The following is a 21,310-nucleotide window of genomic DNA, read 5'->3' as shown; positions in this document are numbered from 1 at the left end:
GGCTCAGGCGACAACCGTAGTTGTACTGATATTCGGTAAGCAGTGCTTTCTGCCCATAATTGCCATTATTATAAAGGCTCTATTGCCATTGCTTGCTCAATTTTAGGCAATTTCCTCAGTAATTCAAGAACAGCTTTGTCAATAGTCTGGTCAGTTTCTAAAATCATTAGTGCTTGGGCTCCCTTTTTTTCTCGTGCAACACGCATACTGGCTATGTTAATTTGGGCAGTTGCTAAAAGAAGAGTCACTTGAGCAACTACGCCTGGGAGATCCTGATGCAAAACTACAAGTGTCGGATAACCCCCCCGAATATCCACTTCATATTCATTAATTTTGCCAATGACTATGGTGCCTCCACCAATCGATGAACCGATTACCTGAAGATGAACACCATTCTTTCCTTTCAAATCAAACTTCACCGTGTTAGGATGAACTTCCCCTAGATCAATGACTTCATATTTGACGCTAAGGCCCCGTTCCTCAGCAATTTTCCAAGCATCCGGTATTCGTTCATCATCAGGAAGCATGCCTAGCAGGCCAGCCAGCAATGCTAGATCTGTGCCATGCCCTTTGCCTGTCTTGGCAAAGGAACCATGTAGAAAAATTGTTCCTTCGACAGGTTCTTCCCCTAGGATTTTTCGAGCCATTCCACCTAAGCGGACTGCTCCCGCTGTATGTGAACTAGATGGACCTACCATAATTGGCCCAAGCAGATCAAAAACATTACTCTTTGCCAAAATGATTCCCTCCCGTATGTAGAAAACTTGGCAGACGCCAAGTCTAAAAACCACAACCTTAGTTACACTTATATAAAAGAACCTCCGGAATAAATTCCGGAGGTTAACCTATTCCACACCAAAGATATAATAGTAGAGCGGTTGCCTACCGGGATGAATCTCAACTTCGATGTTCGAATTCTCTTCTCGGAGCCAATCTTGGAGTCGTTCAACATCTTCAAGTTTTGTCTCTTCTCCATAAAATATTGTAACCAAGTCATGGGTTTTCCATTCCATCTTATCCAGTGTGGCTTTTGCCACTTCATTGATGGATTTTCCAGTAGTCACTATAACATCTTCAACCAAGCCTAAAATATCACCGTCTGAAATAGTTAACTCGCCGTATTGAGAGTCCCGAACAGCATACGTTACTTCTCCCGAACGAACACTCTTTAGTCCCCTCTCCATATTTTTAAGATTCGTCTCAGCGTCTCCCTCGCCATTAAAGCTTAGCAGCGCAGAAATCCCTTGAGGTATAGACTTACTAGAGATTACATGGACTTGCTGCTCTTGTACAACATCTTTTACCTGACGAGCAGCCATAATGATGTTCCCATTATTAGGAAGGATAAAAACTTGTTTAGCAGGAACTTTTCGGACTGCTTCCGAAAGGTCTTCCGTACTTGGGTTCATGGTTTGCCCACCAAAAACAACTTCATCAACTCCGAGGCTCATAAAGACCTCAGCAATTCCTTCACCCATTGCAACGGCTACTACTCCAAATTCTTTAAGAGGATGGTCTTCATCGTTGGTTTCCTTAATACTCTCTTCCACATTTTCCGTGTTTTCTTTCATAGCATGAGCCATATTTTCATTTTGTTCTAACATATTGTGAATTTGCACCTGGTGCAATGTACCCCATTGAATAGCATAATCTAAGATCTTGCCCGGATTCTTTACATGCACATGAATTTTTACAACTTCCGGTGTTCCCACAACCAGCAGACAATCCCCTCGATCCGATAAATCATGCTTAATTTGCTCAACACGTAAATCTGTTCCCTTTACTAAGAATTCTGTACAGTAGGGATAGTCTAAGTTCTCAATCTGCAGAAACTCAGGTTTAGCTTCGGTAGCCCCGGCATCACTTATCTTGGAACTATCTATTTCGTTGGGAGTATCTAGGATTAGAGTTTCTCCGGTCAATACTCCAATCCAACCACCTAAAATAACAAGGAATCCCTGCCCCCCGGCATCTACTACCCCGGCTTGCTTAAGTACTGGCAGCATTTCCGGAGTTTTGGCCAAACTCTTAAAGCCCTGTTTCTGGGCCTCCTGAAGAGTCTCTAATATGGTTCCACCATTTTTGGCTATAGTTAAAGCAGCCCTTGCAGTCTCCTTCGAAACTGTAAGAATAGTACCTTCTACGGGTTTCATCACTGCCTTATAGGCTGTGTCAACTCCCGCTTGGAGAGCTTGCGCAATTTGAAGAGCATTTGCAGTATTTAGCCCTTCTAAGCCTTTCGCAATGCCCCTTAATAGCTGAGACAATATAACACCCGAATTTCCGCGAGCACCCATTAAAGACCCCATTGACGCTGCTGATGCAACTTCACCAATAGATTGGCTGTTATTTTTCTCGGCGTCTTTCGCCGCAGACTGAATAGTCAAGAACATATTTGTTCCTGTATCTCCATCTGGTACAGGAAACACATTCAGAGCATCAACATCATGCTTTTTTAGTTCCAGGGCTTTCGCGCCCGACACCATCATTTGTTTCCATAGTTGTCCGTCAAGAACACTTAATATCTTTGTAGCTGCTGGTCTCAAAACCGTATCCCCCTAATCTTTGCCTACTCTAAAACGCGAACACCTTTTACGTTCACATTCACTTGGGACACGTTTAATCCCGTGAGCTTTTCAGTGGTATAACGAACGCGCTCCATAACACTAGCGGCAACTTCAGAAATCTTTACACCATATCCAACAATGATATAGAGGTCAATAACAACCTCATTGTCTTTAACCGTAACCACCACTCCACGGGCTAAATTCTCTCGTCCCAACATATCAGCCACGCCATCCGTAATTTTACGTGAGGCCATACCGACTAAGCCGTAACACTCAACTGCTGTGGCACCCGCAATCGTGGAAATGACTTCTTCAGAGATTTCAATTTTACCCAAATGATTAATAATTTCTTTTCCCATAAAGGACCCTCCCCTTCCGGTATCGTCCACGTTGAACTTATTCTACCAAGGAAATGAAAAATGTTCAAAGAAAAAGTAAAAAAAATTTTCTAGATCCCAGAATTTTTCAAAAAAATTATCTTCTTACAAAAAAAACAAGTAACTTGTTTCTAGTTAATCTGCCTTAATGAATTATTATCCCCTGATAACCTGAAATTTCTCCAGGGAAGGCTTGCCAATCCGAAGGACTTTTGATAGAATGTATAAGTGTCATTTCGGCTGCAAAGGAGGTTTAGCGCATGGCTAATGTTTGTGCTGTATGCGCCAAAGGAGTAGTCACTGGATTTCAAGTCAGCCACTCTCATATAAGAACAAAGCGAACTTGGAAACCAAACTTGCAAAATGTTCGTGCTATTGTGAACGGCACTCCTGCCCGGATCAAAGTTTGCACCAGATGCTTACGTTCCGGAAAAGTACAACGCGCTTAATGAATCAAAAGCCCGACATTTTGCTCGGGCTTTTTTCATTTTGCCCTCAATCCCAAAAACATAATCTAAAGCCTTTACGTCCTCCAAGGAAATCTTCGGAGGACTTTCTTTTTTCCCCCGCCCCCGTCGTCCTAAGCTCCCCTTCTACCTCAGCCCAGAGGGCATGATTTTGCGCAGCGAACCCTTTTGGCAGAGTCGCGTCAATCGCGCTCAGATTTCGAAGCGCCAGCGTGGCAGTGGGTTCACATGCAGTAAAGCCCAGAGGTTTGCCAAGCTCGCTTCGTAATCGAGGGCGATAGCGACGGCGCCACGGGTGAGCGGAGCAACATCATGCCCCCCCCATCATGCACTCCCCAACATCATGCCCTCCCCCAAATCTCCCGCAGCTCATCCACATCAAAATGATAATGTTCATTGCAAAAATGGCACACCATCTCGGCTTTCTCATCCGAGATTAGGTCTGCTATTTCTTTTTTCCCCAAGGACACCAAGGTACCACTCAACCGTTCTTTTGAACATGTACACGAAAAACCGATAGGACGCCGTTCAAGGACATGGTACGAAAGCTGCCCCATCAAACGACTCAATAGCTGATCCATATTTTCACTCTGAGCTACTAGCTCACTAATGCCCGTCTCTAATTGACCCAAGAGATTTTCTATCGTCTGAATAACCTCTTCAGAGGCTCCCGGCAATAGCTGGATCAAAAACCCACCTGCCCCCGCAACGTGATAATCCTTCTCCACTAAAACCCCCAGCAACAAAGCTGAAGGAATTTGTTCAGAGTTTAACAGATAATGAACTAAGTCTTCAGCGATCTCCCCGCTAACCAAGGGAACCATCCCCGTATAAACCTCGCCATTCTGTAAACTTCTGCTAACGGACAACTCGCCACGACCAACCGCAGCCCCCACATCAAGTTTGCCAGAATCCTTAAGAGGCAGGTCAACCAAAGGCTCACGCACATAGCCTCTCACTTGCCCTTGCGCATTCCCCACAGCAACAACCCCTTGCAAAGGACCATCACCTAATAAACGCAAAGTAATACTCTCATCCCCTTTAAGGGAACTAGCTAATATAAGAGCCCCTGTCATTAATCTCCCTAGAGCCGCTGTAGCAACCGGAGACATACCATGACGTCTGCGAGCCTCATCTGTTGTATCCGTCGACTTCACTAAAACCCATCGAGCATTTCCCTCAAGCATGGTCCCAATCCATAATTCATCTTGTTGCATAATCGTCAATCCTTTATAAAAATCTATTTAAACCTAATTAACAATAGCATCAGGCACATAACATTAGCCTATCCCTATAACACAATCATTACACCTATAAGTCAAAGCAAAAATCATGCCCTCCCCCCGTCGTCCCCAGCCTAGAGGGCATGATTTTGCGCAGCGAACCCTTTTGGCAGAGTCGCGCCAATCGCGCTCAGATTTCGAAGCGCCAGCGTGGCACGGGTTCACATGCAGTAAAACCCAGAGGTTTGCCATCGCTCGCTTCAGAATCAAGGGCGATAGCGACGGCGCCATGGGTGAGCGGAGCAACATCATGCCCTCTCCCATCACGCCCTCCCCCGACCCACGTCCCACGCTCCTCGTCGTCCCCAGCCCAGAGGGCATGATTTTGCGCAGCGAACCCTTTTGGCAGAGTCGCGCCAATCGCGCTCAGATTTCGAAGCGCCAGCGTGGCACGGGTTCACATGCAGTAAAACCCAGAGGTTTGCCATCGCTCGCTTCGGAATCAAGGGCGATAGCGACGGCGCCATGGGTGAGCGGAGCAACATCATGCCCTCCCCCTCGGCAAAACCACCATAACCCAACCCTCATGAACCTCGACCACTGCCTTCTCACCTTTGAAAACATTGCTAATACCTCTAGGACGCTCCTGTAGTAGAACACCCTTATGCAGCGGATAATATAACCCCTCTGTCGTAACCACGGCCTTCTCCGAAAGAGCTATCAATGAAATTTCCTGCCCTGGGGCCCCTTTTACCTCTTCCCGCCCTTGAACAATCCATAACTCTTGTTCCGGATCAATTACGCGCAACCGATATCCCTTCCGAGCATAAGCAAGCATCAGCGCTACATTCCCTAAGAAATGATCGATTCGTTTTCCTGTGGCCCCATAGAGCCATATGTCCTGTTCGCCAAGCAGGCCAGCCTTTTCCTCAGCGCGCAAAAGAGCTAACTCTAGATCCGTCTCATCCTTTTCACAGGGGTAACGTTCTATGACACATCCGGAATCTTCGCATCGACTTAAATTTTCTGGCGAAATAGAATCTAAGTCCCCAATTACCTGATCTGGCATACGCAAAGATAGGGCAGCATTGTTCGCTCCCCCATCTGCGCAAATTAAAAAATTAACGTCTTCAAGAGCTTGAATCCCCCATTCATAATCCCAAGCTCCATTTGCTAAAACGGCAATCTTAATCTTACTCACCTTACCTCAAACTAGCAGCCTGGCGAATATCTTTTACAGCCTGTTGGGGATCGGGTTGAGAGAACACAGCTGCGCCAGCCACCAAAATATGGGCCCCAGCTTTGCCAACCACCGGTGCCGTTTCTAAGTTAATGCCGCCATCCACTTCAATCTGACAAGCGGATCGGGTTTGAGTAAGATGATGGTGAAGCACCTGAATTTTGGGGACAACATTAGTGATAAATTTTTGTCCACCAAACCCGGGGTTGACTGTCATCAAAAGCACCATATCTAAATCTTCTAGAATATACTTTAATCCGTCAAGGGGAGTGGATGGGTTAAGGGCAACTCCAGCGGTCATTCCATGTTCCTTAATCTGCTGGATTACGCGGTGAACATGAGGAGTCGTCTCCAAATGAAAGGTGATATGGTCGGCACCGGCAGCTGCAAAATCCGCAATAAATTTTTCCGGCTCATCAACCATCAAATGGACGTCAAAACGCATCTGTGATTGAGCCCTGATGGATTTAACTAAGGCCGGCCCAAAGGTAAGATTAGGTACAAAGTGTCCATCCATGATATCGATATGCAAGACCTCAGCGCCGGCTTCCTCAACCAGACTCACCTGCTCTCCCAGACGAGAAAAATCGGCGGATAATATAGAAGGTGCCATTTGAATCAAATTAATACTTCCTCTCTGCTTCGATTACTTCTTTTAAGAATATAAGATAATGGTCGTAACGTATAGGAGAAATTTCTCCTGTCTCTAAAGCAGCCTTAATCGCACAATTGGGTTCTTTATCATGTAGACAGCTGTTAAACCGACATTGGTTGCGACGAATGGCGAATTCAGGGAAACAATCGGCTAATTCCGCTCGCTTCATCTCCGGCATAAAGAGCGATGAAAAGCCGGGAGTGTCTGCTACTAACCCCCCTGAACAAACCATTAATTCTACATGGCGTGTGGTATGGCGACCGCGCTTTGATTTGTTGCTGATTTCTCCCGTTTTCAACTGAATCCCAGGAGACAGAGCATTGAAAAGGCTGGACTTACCCGCTCCGGAAGGGCCTGCCAGCACACTGATCTTATTGGTCAGACGTACAGCAATGTCGGCAATCCCTTGACCGGTTTTACTGGAAACTTCGAACACAGTGTATCCAATATTGCGGTAAACATCCGTGATCTCAAGACCCTCTTTAGGGGCTGTTTCAGAATCCTGATTATACTTATCTAATTTCGTAAAAACTATAATGGGCTCAATCTCTGCATCTGTCACTTGAATCAATAGGCGATCTAAAAGATTAAGATCAGGCTTAGGCGAGGTCATAGCAAAAACCAAAATTGCTTGATCTACGTTAGCTATTGTTGGTCGGGATAATACGTTGCGCCTAGTTAGCACCGACTCAATAGTAGCCTTATCCTCCTGTTCCGGTAGAATCTTCACCCGGTCACCAGGGATAAACTCTTGATCTTTAATACGAAAGCGACCGCGCAGGGAACATTCCCATACTCGGTCCTCCGCGTAAACATAATAGAAGCCTCCATATCCTTTGAGTAAAACTCCATCGATCATTTCTTTTCCTCACTGACCATCGAGTTAGGGATGATAATATTGAAAAACCTTGTCAAGGACTGGGCCAACATTACTTTACTGCTGCTTGCTTGATCAAACATTCCTTGAGCCAATGGCCCCGGCCCACTCGAGACAACCACATTTACCTCCGAACCCTGTTGAATACTTTCCCCTGGGTTAGGAGTCGTTCTTATCACAACATCTAGTGGATAGGTATTAGAACCTTCTGTCTGTATGTTCAGAACTAACTTATTCTGATCCTGAAGTATGGTTTTCGCTTCAGCAGATGACCGACCAATAACATTAGGCATATTGATAATTTGCCATTGGGGGCCCACGCTAATAGTTAAAGTAATATTACCATTTCTAGGCCAAGAAGCTTTAGGTGCCGGATTTTGATCAATCACTGCATCCTTTGGCAGATTAGGATCCGGTATGGGCACAAAGGTTATTTCCCCTGTAAAACCTGCATTTTGAATGAGATTTAAAGCGTGTTCCTTTGACATATTTCCTGTTTTGACATCAGGAAATTCTCCTTTATCAATCCCCTTGCTAACGGTAAGTTTTACAACCCTGCCAACCTTAACTAAGGATTCTGCTTCAGGATCCTGGGAAATAATCCGATCCTTTTCAACTTTATCGCTAAACTCATAGGTAATCTCCGGATCACGAACTAATTCTCTCTGCTTCAAATAATCCTCGGCAACGGGAACGGTTTTACCTGCTAAGTCCGGAACCTTTGTGGACTCCACTGCAATGAAGCTTTTTAACCAAAGCCCTCCGCCAACTAAAACAAAGAGAAGTACAAGGCTACCAATAATCCAAAACTTACGTTTATTATTAGGATTATCGTTGGGTTTATTCGCTGCAGAATCCTTTACATCAAAAGTCGCCAGAGCCTTGCTCATCCCTTGATGAGTCCGTGTTGCTTCCGGATCATCCTCAGGAAAAAGTCCAAACCACTCAATGGGCTGCCCAGCTTGAATACGGTTTAGATCTTCAAGCAATTCTTTAGCTGACAAATACCTTTTTTCTGGCGTCTTGGCAATCGCTCGCATAATGACCGCTTCAAAGTCTTTTGTGATCCGAGGGTTAAGCTTACTCGGCGGAAGGGGCTCCTGTTGTAAATGCTTTAAGGCTATAGCAATAGGAGTTTCACCGTCGTAGGGAACTTTGCCCGTTAAAAGTTCATAGAGCACGATACCCAGAGAGTATATGTCCGATTGTTCATTGCTTTGAATTCCTTTAGCTTGTTCAGGTGACAAATAATGAACCGAGCCTACAATATCTCCCGTATGCGTAACAGTAGCTGAAGATACTGCTCGAGCAATCCCGAAATCTGTTACTTTAGCATGTCCGTCTGCGGTGACTAATATGTTGTGGGGCTTAATATCCCGATGAATAATATGATTTTCATGAGCGTTTTGAATAGCACCTGTTATTTGACGGGCAAGATTAATAGATTGCTCTGTGGAAAGAGGGGCATATTCACGAATAATTTCTTTAAGATTACGACCTTCCACAAATTCCATGACAATGTATTCTGTATCTCCGTCTTTTCCCACATCATAAATTGACACAATATTGGGGTGAGACAAGCTAGCAGCAGACTGAGCTTCCCTACGAAAACGACGAATAAAGTCTTCATCTGTTACAAACTGCTCTCGGAGAACCTTGATAGTCACAACTCGGTTAAGTAAAAGATCCTTAGCCTTGTAAACAATCGCCATTCCTCCGGCTCCAATTCTCTCTAAAACCTCGTATCGTCCTCCGAAGATTTTACTCATTTTTTGTCACCTACTTTCTGATTCAGTGCTTCCTGAATAATCTGTCGTGCAATAGGAGCGGCATTCCCGCCCCCGGTTCCTCCATTTTCCACGATTACAGCTACTGCAATCTGAGGATCTTCAGCCGGAGCAAAGGAAATATACCAAGCATGTGTCAATACATCCCCACCAGGTTCAGCAGAGCCTGTCTTTCCTGCAACCTGAACATTAGGCAAGGCCCCTGGCGCCGCCGTTCCGTCTGTTACTGCAGTGACCATAGCACTGGTAATCTTATCTGCCTCCTCTTTAGAAAGGGCAGTCAGCCAGGGCTCCGGCTTTTGTTCAAATAATACATCTTGCGATGAGTCTAGAACTCTCTCAACAATATGCGGTGTCATAATCACACCGTGGTTGGCAATTCCCGCTGTCATTAGGGCCATATGAAAAGGACTTACTAAAACCTCACCTTGTCCAAAGGTACTGGCCGCCAACAGGTTTGTATTTAAAGCTGTTGGATTCATAGACTCCTTCGTAATTGAACTCCGAGGTACGTTTAGTTCGAAAGGAATCTTCTGACCAAATCCAAAACCTTTGACAACGGAAAGGAAAGTTTTATCTCCCGCCTGAACTCCAAAGGTCGCAAAATACGTATTGCAGGATTCAGCCAAAGCCATATTATAATTGACCCAGCCATGGGCTTTATCATTTTGCTCGGGAATCACTTGTCCATTAATAATTGTTGATCCCTGACATTGATATAAATCGGTTGTATTCACTCCACTCCGAAATAAAGCTGCAGAGGTAACAACCTTCATAGTCGATCCTGGTGGAAAGAGAGAAAAATATCGATGCTCTAAGGGTCTTTGCTTTTCAGCCAGAGACCTCTTTTCCTCTTGGCTAATTAATTCACTCCATTTTTGATCAAGGTTAGTAGGGTTAAAGCTTGGTTGGCTTACCATGGCCAATACTTCTCCTGTTCGAGGATCGATAGCTACCGCAGTTCCCATTTTTCCTTTAAGGGCATTATAGGCTATACTCTGCAAACGTGAATCTAAAGTAAGAACCACATCATTCCCTTGCCGAGGCAAAGCAAAAAGTTGCTGAACTGCTTGGGTGGGAGTTGCATTCTTAATTCCTAATAACCAGTCAGCCAGACTTCCCTCCAGTCCCGCTGCCCCGAGCTTTACCGATGAATAACCCAGGACTGGTTCAAACATTTCACCTTTAGGGTAAGTTCTAACCTTTTTTCCTTCTACCGTTTGAGTTTGGGCTATTATTTCGCCGTTGCGATCAAAAATTCCTCCCCTTGTCACACGGCTTTCCATAAGAATCAATCTTCGATTGGCGGAATTCTGAAGTAACGTATCTGCCTGAACAACCTGCCAATAGACTAACCCAAGACTTAAAACAAAAAAACTAAAGGCCATGCCTAATGCTACTTGACGTACTCCTCGCATTATGTTGCATACTCCCTTCCGCGATTCTTGCTGCTGTGTGAACTAACCGCAGTTGCGTTTGAAATATTCAGTAAAACCCCCAATAAAATAAAATGGACTATCAGGGAACTACCGCCATAGCTCACCCAAGGAAGAGGAATTCCCGTCAAAGGAAGCAACTTTGTGACCCCAGCAAGAATTATTAGGGTTTCGGTACCGAGAAGAATTCCAATCCCAGCAGCCAAAATTTGCCCAAAACGATCTTTAGCCTTAAGACTTATGGAGAAGGCTCTCATAACTACAATCAGAAAAAGCACTAGTACAGCCATTGCTCCGGCAAATCCCAGCTCTTCGGCAATGACAGAAAAGATAAAATCGCTTACTGCTACAGGCACCGTCGAGGCACCAATCCCATTCCCCAAACCCGTGCCTAAAACTTTCCCACCACCAATAGCAAACAAGGATTGGGCTATTTGGTACCCCATGCCGTTGGGATCTTGCCAGGGGTTCAACCACACGGATACTCTAACCCGAACATGTCTAAAAAGCATATATCCAACAGTGCCCGTTAACAGAAAAATAGGCAACGAAATTCCTAAATACAACTTCCGTTCTGTTACAACATAAAGCATGAGGACAAAAAGCATATAAAACACTAAGGCTGTTCCTAGGCTTTTCTGGGCAGCCAGAATCCCCAGGACAAAAGCAACCATAATCATAAACGGTCTTAAAGTTCGCCAATCAGGCAAGGAAATTTTTCCCCATTGAACTGTCCCAACTCGAAGTAATTCTTCATTTTCTTCTAAATATGAAGCCATAAATAAAAGCAAGACCAGCTTAACAAACTCTTCGGGCTGAAGTCCAATTCCTGCGATCTTAAATGAGCTTGTTGCACCACCTTGCTCCGAGCCAAATAAAAGGGTAACTAACAATAGGCCCACCGCTAAGAGTCCCCATATATATCTAAACCTGCCAAAATAGCGATAATCTCTAATTGACCATAACACAACATAAAAAATTAACTGACCGATATTAGCCCACCAAAACTGATGTAAAGCTACATCCGGATTAATTCTCACGACAAAAACCAACCCAATTGCCATAATAGCCTGGACTACAGGAAGAATATAGGGATCTCCTTGAAAATGGAAAAGGTGCTCCAGGATGCTGCCAATAAGAACAATCCCCGTAAAAATTAATGCTTGCCAAAGAAGCCTGCTTGAATCAGCATCTAAATTCAGCAAACCCAGTCCTATCCACATCATTCCTAAAATTAATACTCGTAAGATTAAACGCAGAATCATAGTATTACTCCATAATACAGCACAAGGCTGTAAAATTATCCGGGGCTCCTCTTTCCAGCGTCAGATTTCTTAATTTTTCAAACCGTTCTTCCCAGGAGCTGGGTTCAAGAAATTCTTCCGTTAGTTCCTGGTCGCTGATCATATTTGAAAAGCCATCTGTGCATAGGAGGAATACATCTTTCGATTGCAAACCAATGCTCCTGCAATCTACTTCAATGGTGGGATCTGCTCCAACTGCACGCATTAAAACATTGCGTTGAGGGTGTTTTTTAGCTTCATCGAGGGAGATCTGGCCTAATCTAACAAGTTCCCCAACTAAGGAATGATCCATAGTTAAAGGTGTTAGCATCTCATTTCGCCATAGATACGCTCGACTATCACCGACATGGGCAATAACCACTTTCTCATTTCTGATCAACAATACCGTCAATGTTGTCCCCATCCCGGCATTATCCGGTTCAGTCAATGACGATTCATGTACAACCCGATTTGCTTGAACAAAGGCTTCAGTTAATCCGTTTTCCAAGGCCAGCTCTTCCAGACCCTCCAAACGGGGGATCCACATCTCCAGCTCATGCAAGGCTACGGATGAAGCCACTTCGCCTGCTCGGTGTCCTCCCATACCATCAGCAACAGCATAAAGACCTTCCGCCGATAACACCAAAAAAGAATCCTCATTATTTTTTCGAATACAACCTTTTTCACTAAAGCTTAGAACTCTCATTTTGCCACCTCGAGTATTGGAAGGTAATGCTTCCAATTTTCACATAGTCTCCAGCTACCATTTGAACCGGAGAATGGATTTGCTCTCCATTAACCCAGGTTCCATTCGTACTTCCCAAGTCTTCCAATATGGTTTGTCCTTTTTGCAACCGAAAAACAGCGTGATCAATGGATGCAAAATGATCCGGCAAAACAATATCGTTGTGCTTGCCTCTTCCTACACGCAGCCCCTTCCCATCCACTTTAAAGACGCGCCCTCGTGAAAGGGTTTCTCCTCCGGTAAGAACCTCTAAACGCCCACATTCATTGGATGAGCGTTGAAAAACTCCCTTCATTTGGAGATCCGCCAAAAGAGCTGTAAAAATGCGAAATATAAAAAGGTAGATAAGGGCAACAAAAGCAAGCCGTCCTATCACTAAAACAAATTGCATACAAGCCTCCCAGTCGAAAATAGAGGTTGAACACCACTAATTCTCTATAACATCACGGCAGAGGGGATCTTTGTATAACCAATGTACTTTGTCCGATGGTTATACGATCTCCGGGAGCGGTTGTATGATGGGTGATTCGTTGACCATTGACAAAGGTTCCATTCGTACTTCCTAAGTCATCAAGCCACCAACCGTTATCTCCTCCCGGGGCAATCTTTAGGTGTCTTCTGGAAATTTCAGGATCATGAAGCACCAAATTACATTGGCTATGACGACCAACAATAGCTTCTTCATCCTGAAGTGAAAACTTCTGCCCCATATCCGGCCCTTCTATAATTTCTATATAGTAATTTGAATTCCTGCCGGCTATTCCCTCGACTGACAAGTTATTCTTGACACTATCTCTAAAGATTGTCGTGCTTTCTCGCCAATTCGATTGATTAAGTTGAAGTTGTTCGTTATCTTTTGCTGTCTCCTGATCATCCTCTCCCCAGTCAACGACAATTGAGTCATCAAAGTCGACTTCAATAGCCATTTGCCGGGGACTAACAGTCTCATCAGAATGCAACTCGATAGCAGGCTTAGTTAGGAATGTATAACCATTACGTTCTGCCTCTGCAAACAAGTATTTTGATAACTCAATGAGAAAAGCATCTCCAAAACTTGCTATTGGCCCCCAATCCTTGGAATGGAGGTATACCCGATAAATGTTGGGTACATATACTTGAGAGATGCTTACCTGCTTATTTTTAAGCATTGCCTTCACAAGTTCCTTGGCGATTTCCACTGGTTGAAGGCGGGAGGCACTTTTTTTAAATGCTTCAGTAAAGAGAAACTCGGCCATCCCTTCAAATCGGGCCAATAGGCTCATACTAACTTACCCTCCCACTGTCGGCGAAGTTGACCGCAAGCTGCATCAATATCTGTACCCCGTTCTTCACGGGAAGAAACAGAAATCCCTGCATCTTCTAACACCTGGGCAAACTTCACAATTTTCTCTTGACTAGGACGCTCCATACCAGTTCCAACTACTGGATTGACCGGAATCAGATTAACATGTCCTAACTGACCCTTTAATAATCGAGCAAGAGCCTCAGCTTCAGCTGGCTTCGAATTATCAGCAGTCAAAGCAACTTCAAAGGTAATCCGGCGATGAGTTATTCTGCTATACTCCCGACATGCTTCCATTAGTTCACTCAAAGGATAGCGGCGATTCATAGGAATTAATTTATCTCGCGTGCTATCGTCTGCTGCATGAAGGGATACTGCAAGACCCACTTGAGAATTATCCTTAGCTAACTGAATAATTTTTGGTACAACTCCAGACGTAGAAATTGTCATCCTCCTCATACCAATATTCAACCCCTGAGCTTGATTCAAAACCCGGATTGATTTAAGAACCTGATCGTAATTGAGCATGGGTTCTCCCATTCCCATAAATACGATATTCGTTACTTGAAAATCAGGATCCTCTTGCCGAATATCTTGAGAAATATCTAATACTTGACTTACAATTTCGGCAGCACTCAAGTTGCGCCTAAAGCCTTCTAAGCCTGTAGCACAAAACGCACACCCCACAGGACATCCAACTTGAGTTGACACACAAATCGTATGTCTATCCCGAGCTTTTAACCTGGCATAATCCATCAAGACACACTCAATCGTCTCACCATCTTCAAGACGAAACAAATATTTTCGTGTACCGTCCTTAGAGCGTTGCTCACGAACCTTATTTAAGACAGAAAAATGTAAGTGATTGCTTAATGTTTCCAGGTCACTTTTACTTATGTTTTTTATATCATCCCAGGAACGCACAGCTTTCTGTTGCACCCATTGAAACAATTGGATTGCCCGAAATCTTTTTAACCCTATTTTCTGACAGATCTCAATCAGTTCATCTTCTAAACAACCCCGCAACTCAATTCTTTCCATAATAGTTATTATTCACCCAATTCATTCCAGTTAAACTTCCTGATTAATAAAATTGTTTTATTCTTGCGGATTAGTTCGCCGAAATTTTGCTAAAAAGAATCCATCAGTTCCATGACGATGAGGCATAAGCTGTAACATCCCTTTACTTGCTTGTTGAATATCTCGCTTCTCCTCAAGTCTAAAGGGGAGATCTTCAACCAGATTAACCGGTTCAAACTCCGGATGGGCGGTCCGAAACTTCTTAACAAGTTCGAAGTTTTCCTCAGGCTCGATTGTACAAGTTGAATAAACGAGAGTTCCACCTTCTTTGACACAAGATGCAGCCCGTTCTAAAATTGCAAATTGCAATGAAGGTAACTCCTGAAGGCCTTGTTCTTCTTTTTGCCAGCGCAGATCTGCTCTGCGTCGAAGAACTCCCAATCCGGAACAGGGAACGTCAACAAGAACACGATCTTGAGATTCCAACCTTATCCCAGGCAAATCTCGGGCATCGCCGAACTGAGGCTGAATAATTGTTATACCCAGTTTCGTCGCTAACTGCCCAATAAGTTCTAATTTGTGATTATGGATATCAAAGGCTTGGATCTCACCTTTGTTTTGCATTAGCTGGGCCAGGTGAGTAGATTTTCCACCCGGAGCACTACAAGTATCTAATACAGACTGTCCCGGTTTCGGATCAACCACATGGGCAACCAACTGGGAGCTTTCATCTTGAACGGTAAACAGCCCCTCCTGAAAGCTTGCCAATTGTTCTAAAGCACCAAAATCTTGAATCTTTAAGCTCTCAGGCACTAAGAGCCCTAATTCCACGCTAATTCCCTCACTAATTAAACGCTCTTTCAAGGCCTCTCGTGAAATTTTCAAGGTATTTGTTCGAATCCAAGTTTGAGCTGGCTCATTATTAACTTTGCATAAAGCTTCAGTTTCCTCAGCTCCCCAGCGTTTCAGCCAACGTTGAATCAACCATTCGGGATGTGAATAGCGTACTGAGAGATAACGAGCCGGTTCACGTTTCAGATCCGGCCAAGGAATATCCCACCCTTTTTCCATAACTTTACGTAAGACCACATTTACTAACCCAGGAAATTTAGGATAGTTTTTGGCTAATTCAACACTTTCATTAATTGCTGCCGCTGGGGGCACTTTATCCATATAAAGAATTTGGAAAGCCCCAATTCGTAAAATTGCCCTGACTTCGTGAGGAAGTGACGACATTGGTTTGCTCAAATGCTTTCTTAGAGCGTAATCTAGGGTTAATCTATGTTTTAGCACACCATTTACCAGAAGCGTTACAAATTGTCGATCTCTAGAATCTGTCAACCTGGAGATGTTTTTTTGCAAAAGAAGATTAGCATAGGCGCCCTCTACTTCGACACGTGTCAGCAGATTGACAGCCATTCCACGAGCAGTCTCTTTAATCATCACTTCTACCCCGAGCTATCAGCATGAATCTCAGTAATTGGAGGATCGCCGCCAAAGCGGCTGCCACATAAGTTAAAGCAGCTGCATTTAACACTGAACGTGCTCCACCGATTTCCTCACTTCCCAGCATTCGCCCTTCTTGTAAAAGAGATAAAGCTCTACTGCTGGCATTATATTCTACCGGAAGGGTAATCACTTGAAAGAGTACAGCAAAGGCAAAAGCAAAGATCCCTAGTTCCAGAAGCCACCCATAGGTCGGCATAAAAAGACCAATCATAATTAAAATCGGACCTGCCCCACTGCCAATATTGGCAACAGGCACAAATGAAGACCTGAGCTGCATGGGAAAATACCCTGAGGCATGCTGTAAAGCGTGCCCTGTTTCATGCGCCGCAACAGCGATAGAAGAAAGAGAGCTGCCATGAAAAACGTCCTCACTAAGTCTAATAATCCTGGTTCGCGGATCATAATGGTCAGAAAGTCGGCCTCCAACCGGTTCTACCCGTACATCGTAGAGACCATTGCTATTTAAGATACCTCGGGCTACTTGAGCCCCTGTAAGCCCTGACTGTGCACGAACTTTAGAGTAACGATTATAAGATGAAGATATCTTAAATTGAGCAAATAACGAAAGTAATATCGCCGGAATTAGAAGAACCATCGTCGGATCCCAAAAAAAAGGCATAAGCGAACCTCCTTTTAATAGTTAATAGTTAATAACAAGCTAATTGAAAATTTCTAACCGCTAAAAAGGCTTAGGGATAGAATCTCCCCTTGAAGCCTCGGTGTTCAACTTTAGCTAAACGAGTTTACTCAAAAACTTCTCCTACTTGACCGTGGCGACCGTTTATGAAGTCCCGTGCCGGCATCGCGCGTTTCCCTGCCGGTTGAACCTCAATCACACGGAGTATCCCCTCACCGGTCTGAACAAGTAAACTGTCTCCAAGCACTTGAATAATCTGACCTGGACAATTGACCGTTGCCTTTGATTCTACATGTTCTGTTTCCGTTTCTACAACCTCAGCTGGTGGGAAAAAGGGTAAGCTCCGCCAAACTTTGAAGTTTTCTCCTCGAAATTTAGCAAATGCACCCGGCCATGGGTTTAATCCACGAATTTGATCATGTAAATCAACCGCCCTACGAGACCAATCTAATCCTTCATGCACTCGTTTTAAAAGAGGTGCATAATTGGACTCCCCTGTTTGAGGTGTCGGTATGACTCTCCCTACTTCAATCAGGTTTAAAGTATCAATTAGAAGCTCTGCACCTATAGTCGCCAACTCATCGTGAATTTCTCCCGTGGTTGATTCAGGTTTAATGATGATTTCCCGTTTTAGGAGCATATCCCCTGTATCCAGTCCTTCATCCATCAGCATAGTGGTTACTCCCGTAACGGTTTCTCCCTTCATTACCGCCCAATGGATTGGAGCTGCTCCGCGATAAGCCGGAAGCAGTGAAGCATGGACATTAATACATCCATGTTTAGGCAATCCAAGGATCTCTTTAGGGAGAATTTGCCCGTATGCCACCACAATAATACTCTCGGGAGCTAAATCCTTTAGTTGTTGAATCCAGTCCTGAGTTTTTATTGAGCTGGGTTGAAAAATAGATAGACCTAATTCTTCAGCAGCAACTTTTACGGGACTGGGTTTTAAGTTCTTTCCGCGGCCCGCCGGTCGATCAGGTTGAGTGAAAACTCCCACTATATCTTGACCACTCTCCGCTAAGGCTCTCAATGTAGGTACAGCAAAATCAGGGGTACCCATAAAAACTACACGCATACTACTCCCCCTTTACTCGTGATTCGTTGTTCGTAGTTAGTGGTTCGAACTTTAGGCTCGATAGGTTTTCTTCGCAACATCTACAAAAAGTATTCCTTCTAGATGATCGATCTCGTGCTGTAAAGCGCGAGCTAATAATTTCTCCGCCCGAATATCGACCATCTCTCCTTTTCGGTTCAACCCTTGCACTCGAACTTTCGCAGCCCTTACCACGTCTCCGGTCATATTGGGAATACTTAAACACCCTTCCTCTGCGCTGTTAGCTCCTTCTTTTTCTAAAATTTCCGGATTAATCAGCTCTACCAGCACATCGTCTACTTGAACGACAATTACTCTCTTAGAAACCCCTATTTGCGGGGCTGCCAACCCTACTCCCTCTGCGGCATGCATTGTATCCACCATGTTATCCAAAAGCTTGATGATTGATTCGTTAACTTCTTTAACCTCTTTAGCCTTTTCACGCAGAACATCTGCACCAATTTCTACAATTTTATAAACAGCCATTTCTGATTACTCCTTTCATTATAAAACCCTTACAAAGAATCCAATGAATTAATAAATTCAAATGCAAATTCTAGGAATATTACACCATTAACTTGAGAGTGGATCAACCTCAATGTTTAATATAATTCCATTACTAGCCGAACTTCTAAAAAACCTTTGTACTCCCTGATGCAAAAACTCTCTCAGTAAATCCTGCCGTTTTCCTTTGACAGAAATTTGCCATCTCCACTGGTTCCTGAGTCTAACTAAGACGGCAGGCGCGGGGCCAAGAATATCCAAGTCAGTATTTCCAAATTTAGGTTCTCGCATTCCTTGTTGTAAGCAAGCGCCTAATTCATTAGCACCTTTAATAACACGATCCTCTTTCTCATGCAACAATAAAACTCTTAAGATATGTGTATAGGGTGGGTATTTTCGTTCTTTGCGATAACGGATCTCCTCCCAAAAAAAACCTTCAAAATCATGGTGTGAGGCTCTTAGAATAGCACTATCCTGGGGAGAGTAGGTTTGTATTACCACCTCACCGGGTTTTGTACTCCGGCCCGCCCGCCCAGCAACCTGAGTCAAAAGTTGAAACGTGCGCTCCCGGGCTCGAAAATCCGGCATGTTAAGGGTTTGATCAGCGGCAATCACCCCGACCAAAGTAACATTAGGAAAATCTAAGCCTTTGGCCATCATTTGCGTTCCTACAAGTATTGAAGCTTCCTGGCGCCTAAATTTATTCAAGATTATGTTATGCCCTTCAGCAGACCTGGTTGTATCAAAATCCAAACGCAAGATCGGAACCTCTGGCAAGAGACCTTGGAGCTCTTCCTCCACACGTTGAGTTCCCTGCCCGAAAAACCGAATAAATCTACTTTTACAATTTGGGCACGTATGGGGCGGCAATTCTTGATGGTCGCAATAATGGCATCGCATCGCCTGCCCTTGAGTATGATAAGTCAAGGCAATCTCACAATTGGAACAACTGACTACATACCCACAGTCACGACAAATTACAAAGGTTGAATACCCTCTCCGATTTAAGAAAAGCATAGCTTGCTCTCCTCGAACCAGCCTTTCCTGTAATTTTTGCTGTAAGGTCAGGGAGAATATACTGCGGTTGCCCTGGCGAAGTTCCTCTCGCATATCCACGATTTCAACAGTCGGCAATACACTCTTTCCGATCCTCGAAGTCATAGTTACCATACGAATTTTACCTGATTGCGCCGCCGCATAGGCTTCTAAGGATGGTGTTGCACTTCCAAGGAGAACCACACCTTTGAGTTGATCCATCCTTTTACGAGCAACATCCCGCGCATGGTATTTCGGGTTTTCATCCTGTTTATATGCCCCATCGTGTTCCTCATCCAAAATAATCAGGCGCAAATTGGGCAAAGGCGCAAACACTGCGGAACGTGCACCAATCACAATTCGTTTATTCCCTGACACAATGTCCGCCCATGCCTTCATCTTATCCCGCTGACGTATACCCGAGTGTAAGATAATAACTTGCTCCCCGAATTGACTCTCGAAATAACGTGCAACTTGTGATGTTAAAGATATCTCAGGCACCAGAAGAATGGCATCTCCACCTTGAGCTAAAACCTGAGCAATCAATTCTCGATAGACTGCTGTTTTTCCACTACCAGTTACACCATGTAATAATACTGTTTGAGACGCACCTTCTTCTAACGAACTCAATACACCCTGCACAGCTGATGACTGTTCCTTAGTCAACTCGTAGGTTCTATCCCTCGAAGTATCCACATTTTTTGTCTCGTTTTTTGGCCCTTCAGCAGTGGACTGCTTAGGAGAAGAATCTTCTCTCGTCGTAAGAAAGCGAACCTCTTTTTTTACCCATCCTTGTTTGAGTAGTTTCTCAAGCATCCCCTGGGTGACATCCGCTCGCTTTAAGAAAGTTTTCAGAGGAATAGCTTTTTTTCTTGCTCGGTTAAGAACAGTTAGGGCCCTAAAAGCCTCGGAATCCAGCCATTGCAGAGCCTGAATATCTGTATCCTCCATTGTTGCTAACGGAACAATCCACTCTTCCACCTTCCCTTTTAGGAGCGGCCAGACTGTATGTAGACTTTGGGCTACAGAACAGACTGTTGTTTGCGCCAGCCATTGGGCAAGTTCAATTAAATCTTCAGGAACCAGACTATCCCTCTCGGCAATTTCCAGCACAGGTTTTAGATTAATACTGTCTAATCCCTCTGGCAGATCATTCAGCACGTTGACTACCAGCCCTTGAACCTTTCGATTTTGAAGCGGGATCAGTACTCTCATTCCAGACTTTATACAAAGATGTTCTGGAATACTATAATGATAGCTCTGATCCAGACGCCGATTTGCTACATCAACCAATACTTCAGCATAGCGAAACATGATGTGGCCTCCTTAATTAAACGATGTTAATCAACAGCGCTAATGTCAATATTGGTCAAAATACATTATATCAAATCTTAGCTTCGGATTACAACGTAGGTTAACATCTATAAGTTGCTATAAATCGGCATTATTAAGATTTATTTCACAACTAATAGCAAATTTCTCTTGTCAAAGTAGAATAACTTGTGATATGCTTTAGGACAGTTAAATCCCTAACCTTTAAATTAGTCCCGTGAGACTAAGAAGGGAATGG

20 protein-coding genes are annotated in these 21,310 nt (G+C 44.1%); 1 reads left to right on the top strand and 19 read right to left on the bottom strand.

The genetic code is table 11. The features are described from left to right. Positions 1-68 precede the first annotated feature (68 nt). From sdaAB to DP73_RS07570, 3 genes are all read right to left on the bottom strand, one after another. A complete protein-coding gene (gene sdaAB, locus DP73_RS07580; protein WP_034598597.1) occupies positions 69-737 on the bottom strand; it encodes an L-serine ammonia-lyase, iron-sulfur-dependent subunit beta in 669 nt (222 codons plus the stop codon). A 108-nt stretch (positions 738-845) separates the two neighbouring features. Next, positions 846-2,489, bottom strand: a complete 1,644-nt coding sequence (locus DP73_RS07575; RefSeq protein ID WP_052090486.1) for a DAK2 domain-containing protein — start codon at positions 2,487-2,489, stop codon at positions 846-848. An 80-nt stretch (positions 2,490-2,569) separates the two neighbouring features. After that, complete coding sequence (locus DP73_RS07570; protein WP_034598596.1) at positions 2,570-2,926, bottom strand: Asp23/Gls24 family envelope stress response protein; 357 nt, start codon at positions 2,924-2,926, stop codon at positions 2,570-2,572. Positions 2,927-3,204: 278 nt separating this feature from the next. Here DP73_RS07570 and rpmB point away from each other — a divergent pair, with 278 nt between their 5' ends. Then, complete coding sequence (rpmB, locus tag DP73_RS07565) at positions 3,205-3,393, top strand: 50S ribosomal protein L28 (RefSeq protein WP_014904509.1); 189 nt, start codon at positions 3,205-3,207, stop codon at positions 3,391-3,393. Positions 3,394-3,752: 359 nt separating this feature from the next. Here rpmB and hslO read toward each other — a convergent pair whose 3' ends face one another. The 16 genes from hslO to priA form a co-directional block, all read right to left on the bottom strand. After that, complete coding sequence (gene hslO / locus DP73_RS07560; RefSeq protein ID WP_034598595.1) at positions 3,753-4,628, bottom strand: Hsp33 family molecular chaperone HslO; 876 nt, start codon at positions 4,626-4,628, stop codon at positions 3,753-3,755. Positions 4,629-5,178: 550 nt separating this feature from the next. After that, the gene (locus DP73_RS07545) at positions 5,179-5,826 is read right to left on the bottom strand and encodes a thiamine diphosphokinase (protein ID WP_034598737.1); all 648 of its coding nucleotides are present in this window, start codon (positions 5,824-5,826) and stop codon (positions 5,179-5,181) included. A 10-nt stretch (positions 5,827-5,836) separates the two neighbouring features. Beyond that, positions 5,837-6,496 (bottom strand): ribulose-phosphate 3-epimerase, encoded by a 660-nt coding sequence (gene rpe, locus DP73_RS07540; RefSeq protein ID WP_034598592.1) that lies wholly within the window; start codon positions 6,494-6,496, stop codon positions 5,837-5,839. A 1-nt stretch (position 6,497) separates the two neighbouring features. Next, positions 6,498-7,388, bottom strand: coding sequence for a ribosome small subunit-dependent GTPase A (rsgA, locus tag DP73_RS07535; RefSeq protein ID WP_034598590.1), 891 nt, complete (start codon positions 7,386-7,388; stop codon positions 6,498-6,500). Continuing rightward, entirely contained in the window at positions 7,385-9,175 is a 1,791-nt protein-coding gene (gene pknB, locus DP73_RS07530; RefSeq protein ID WP_034598589.1) for a Stk1 family PASTA domain-containing Ser/Thr kinase, read from the bottom strand. The genes rsgA and pknB overlap by 4 nt, the downstream gene beginning before the upstream one ends. Beyond that, the gene (locus DP73_RS07525; protein WP_034598587.1) at positions 9,172-10,611 is read right to left on the bottom strand and encodes a penicillin-binding transpeptidase domain-containing protein; all 1,440 of its coding nucleotides are present in this window, start codon (positions 10,609-10,611) and stop codon (positions 9,172-9,174) included. Before DP73_RS07525 ends, pknB begins: the two co-directional genes overlap by 4 nt. Then, positions 10,611-11,894: an FtsW/RodA/SpoVE family cell cycle protein gene (locus DP73_RS07520; protein WP_034598584.1), complete on the bottom strand. Its 1,284-nt coding sequence runs from the start codon at positions 11,892-11,894 to the stop codon at positions 10,611-10,613. Before DP73_RS07520 ends, DP73_RS07525 begins: the two co-directional genes overlap by 1 nt. 4 nt (positions 11,895-11,898) lie before the next feature. Next, positions 11,899-12,618, bottom strand: a complete 720-nt coding sequence (locus DP73_RS07515) for a Stp1/IreP family PP2C-type Ser/Thr phosphatase (RefSeq protein WP_034598582.1) — start codon at positions 12,616-12,618, stop codon at positions 11,899-11,901. Then, the gene (locus DP73_RS07510; protein ID WP_014904519.1) at positions 12,599-13,048 is read right to left on the bottom strand and encodes an FHA domain-containing protein; all 450 of its coding nucleotides are present in this window, start codon (positions 13,046-13,048) and stop codon (positions 12,599-12,601) included. The genes DP73_RS07515 and DP73_RS07510 overlap by 20 nt, the downstream gene beginning before the upstream one ends. A 52-nt stretch (positions 13,049-13,100) precedes the next feature. Next, complete coding sequence (locus DP73_RS07505; protein ID WP_034598570.1) at positions 13,101-13,919, bottom strand: FhaA domain-containing protein; 819 nt, start codon at positions 13,917-13,919, stop codon at positions 13,101-13,103. Then, positions 13,916-14,989 carry a 23S rRNA (adenine(2503)-C(2))-methyltransferase RlmN gene (rlmN, locus tag DP73_RS07500; RefSeq protein WP_128751389.1) on the bottom strand — a complete coding sequence of 358 codons (1,074 nt, stop codon included), beginning with the start codon at positions 14,987-14,989 and terminating at the stop codon, positions 13,916-13,918. The genes DP73_RS07505 and rlmN overlap by 4 nt, the downstream gene beginning before the upstream one ends. 48 nt (positions 14,990-15,037) lie before the next feature. Next, positions 15,038-16,402 carry a 16S rRNA (cytosine(967)-C(5))-methyltransferase RsmB gene (gene rsmB / locus DP73_RS07495; protein ID WP_034598566.1) on the bottom strand — a complete coding sequence of 455 codons (1,365 nt, stop codon included), beginning with the start codon at positions 16,400-16,402 and terminating at the stop codon, positions 15,038-15,040. Continuing rightward, a complete protein-coding gene (locus tag DP73_RS07490; RefSeq protein ID WP_034598565.1) occupies positions 16,395-17,087 on the bottom strand; it encodes a zinc metallopeptidase in 693 nt (230 codons plus the stop codon). Before DP73_RS07490 ends, rsmB begins: the two co-directional genes overlap by 8 nt. A 124-nt stretch (positions 17,088-17,211) precedes the next feature. Further along, on the bottom strand, positions 17,212-18,183 hold the full coding sequence (gene fmt, locus DP73_RS07485; RefSeq protein ID WP_034598563.1) for a methionyl-tRNA formyltransferase: 972 nt from the start codon (positions 18,181-18,183) through the stop codon (positions 17,212-17,214). Positions 18,184-18,234: 51 nt separating this feature from the next. Beyond that, on the bottom strand, positions 18,235-18,687 hold the full coding sequence (gene def, locus DP73_RS07480; RefSeq protein ID WP_034598560.1) for a peptide deformylase: 453 nt from the start codon (positions 18,685-18,687) through the stop codon (positions 18,235-18,237). A gap of 87 nt (positions 18,688-18,774) precedes the next feature. Further along, the gene (priA, locus tag DP73_RS07475) at positions 18,775-21,054 is read right to left on the bottom strand and encodes a primosomal protein N' (RefSeq protein WP_034598557.1); all 2,280 of its coding nucleotides are present in this window, start codon (positions 21,052-21,054) and stop codon (positions 18,775-18,777) included. Between the last annotated feature and the right edge of the window lie 256 nt (positions 21,055-21,310).

It is taken from the genome of Desulfosporosinus sp. HMP52, assembly GCF_000765145.1.
GTDB lineage: Bacteria > Bacillota > Desulfitobacteriia > Desulfitobacteriales > Desulfitobacteriaceae > Desulfosporosinus.
The sequence above is the reverse complement of the archived record's forward strand: the minus strand, read 5'-3'. Positions and strand labels throughout refer to the sequence as shown.

What these genes read in the sequence shown, in the direction of transcription:
- DP73_RS07510 (WP_014904519.1), bottom strand. Translation starts at nt 13,048, where the DNA reads ATGCAATTTGTTTTAGTGATAGGACGGCTTGCTTTTGTTGCCCTTATC.
- def (WP_034598560.1), bottom strand. Translation starts at nt 18,687, where the DNA reads ATGGCTGTTTATAAAATTGTAGAAATTGGTGCAGATGTTCTGCGTGAA.
- DP73_RS07570 (WP_034598596.1), bottom strand. Translation starts at nt 2,926, where the DNA reads ATGGGAAAAGAAATTATTAATCATTTGGGTAAAATTGAAATCTCTGAA.
- DP73_RS07490 (WP_034598565.1), bottom strand. Translation starts at nt 17,087, where the DNA reads ATGCCTTTTTTTTGGGATCCGACGATGGTTCTTCTAATTCCGGCGATA.
- pknB (WP_034598589.1), bottom strand. Translation starts at nt 9,175, where the DNA reads ATGAGTAAAATCTTCGGAGGACGATACGAGGTTTTAGAGAGAATTGGA.
- rpmB (WP_014904509.1), top strand. Translation starts at nt 3,205, where the DNA reads ATGGCTAATGTTTGTGCTGTATGCGCCAAAGGAGTAGTCACTGGATTT.
- DP73_RS07520 (WP_034598584.1), bottom strand. Translation starts at nt 11,894, where the DNA reads ATGATTCTGCGTTTAATCTTACGAGTATTAATTTTAGGAATGATGTGG.
- hslO (WP_034598595.1), bottom strand. Translation starts at nt 4,628, where the DNA reads ATGCAACAAGATGAATTATGGATTGGGACCATGCTTGAGGGAAATGCT.
- rsmB (WP_034598566.1), bottom strand. Translation starts at nt 16,402, where the DNA reads ATGATTAAAGAGACTGCTCGTGGAATGGCTGTCAATCTGCTGACACGT.
- DP73_RS07575 (WP_052090486.1), bottom strand. Translation starts at nt 2,489, where the DNA reads ATGATGGTGTCGGGCGCGAAAGCCCTGGAACTAAAAAAGCATGATGTT.
- DP73_RS07505 (WP_034598570.1), bottom strand. Translation starts at nt 13,919, where the DNA reads ATGAGCCTATTGGCCCGATTTGAAGGGATGGCCGAGTTTCTCTTTACT.
- priA (WP_034598557.1), bottom strand. Translation starts at nt 21,054, where the DNA reads ATGTTTCGCTATGCTGAAGTATTGGTTGATGTAGCAAATCGGCGTCTG.
- rsgA (WP_034598590.1), bottom strand. Translation starts at nt 7,388, where the DNA reads ATGATCGATGGAGTTTTACTCAAAGGATATGGAGGCTTCTATTATGTT.
- DP73_RS07515 (WP_034598582.1), bottom strand. Translation starts at nt 12,618, where the DNA reads ATGAGAGTTCTAAGCTTTAGTGAAAAAGGTTGTATTCGAAAAAATAAT.
- fmt (WP_034598563.1), bottom strand. Translation starts at nt 18,183, where the DNA reads ATGCGTGTAGTTTTTATGGGTACCCCTGATTTTGCTGTACCTACATTG.
- DP73_RS07525 (WP_034598587.1), bottom strand. Translation starts at nt 10,611, where the DNA reads ATGCGAGGAGTACGTCAAGTAGCATTAGGCATGGCCTTTAGTTTTTTT.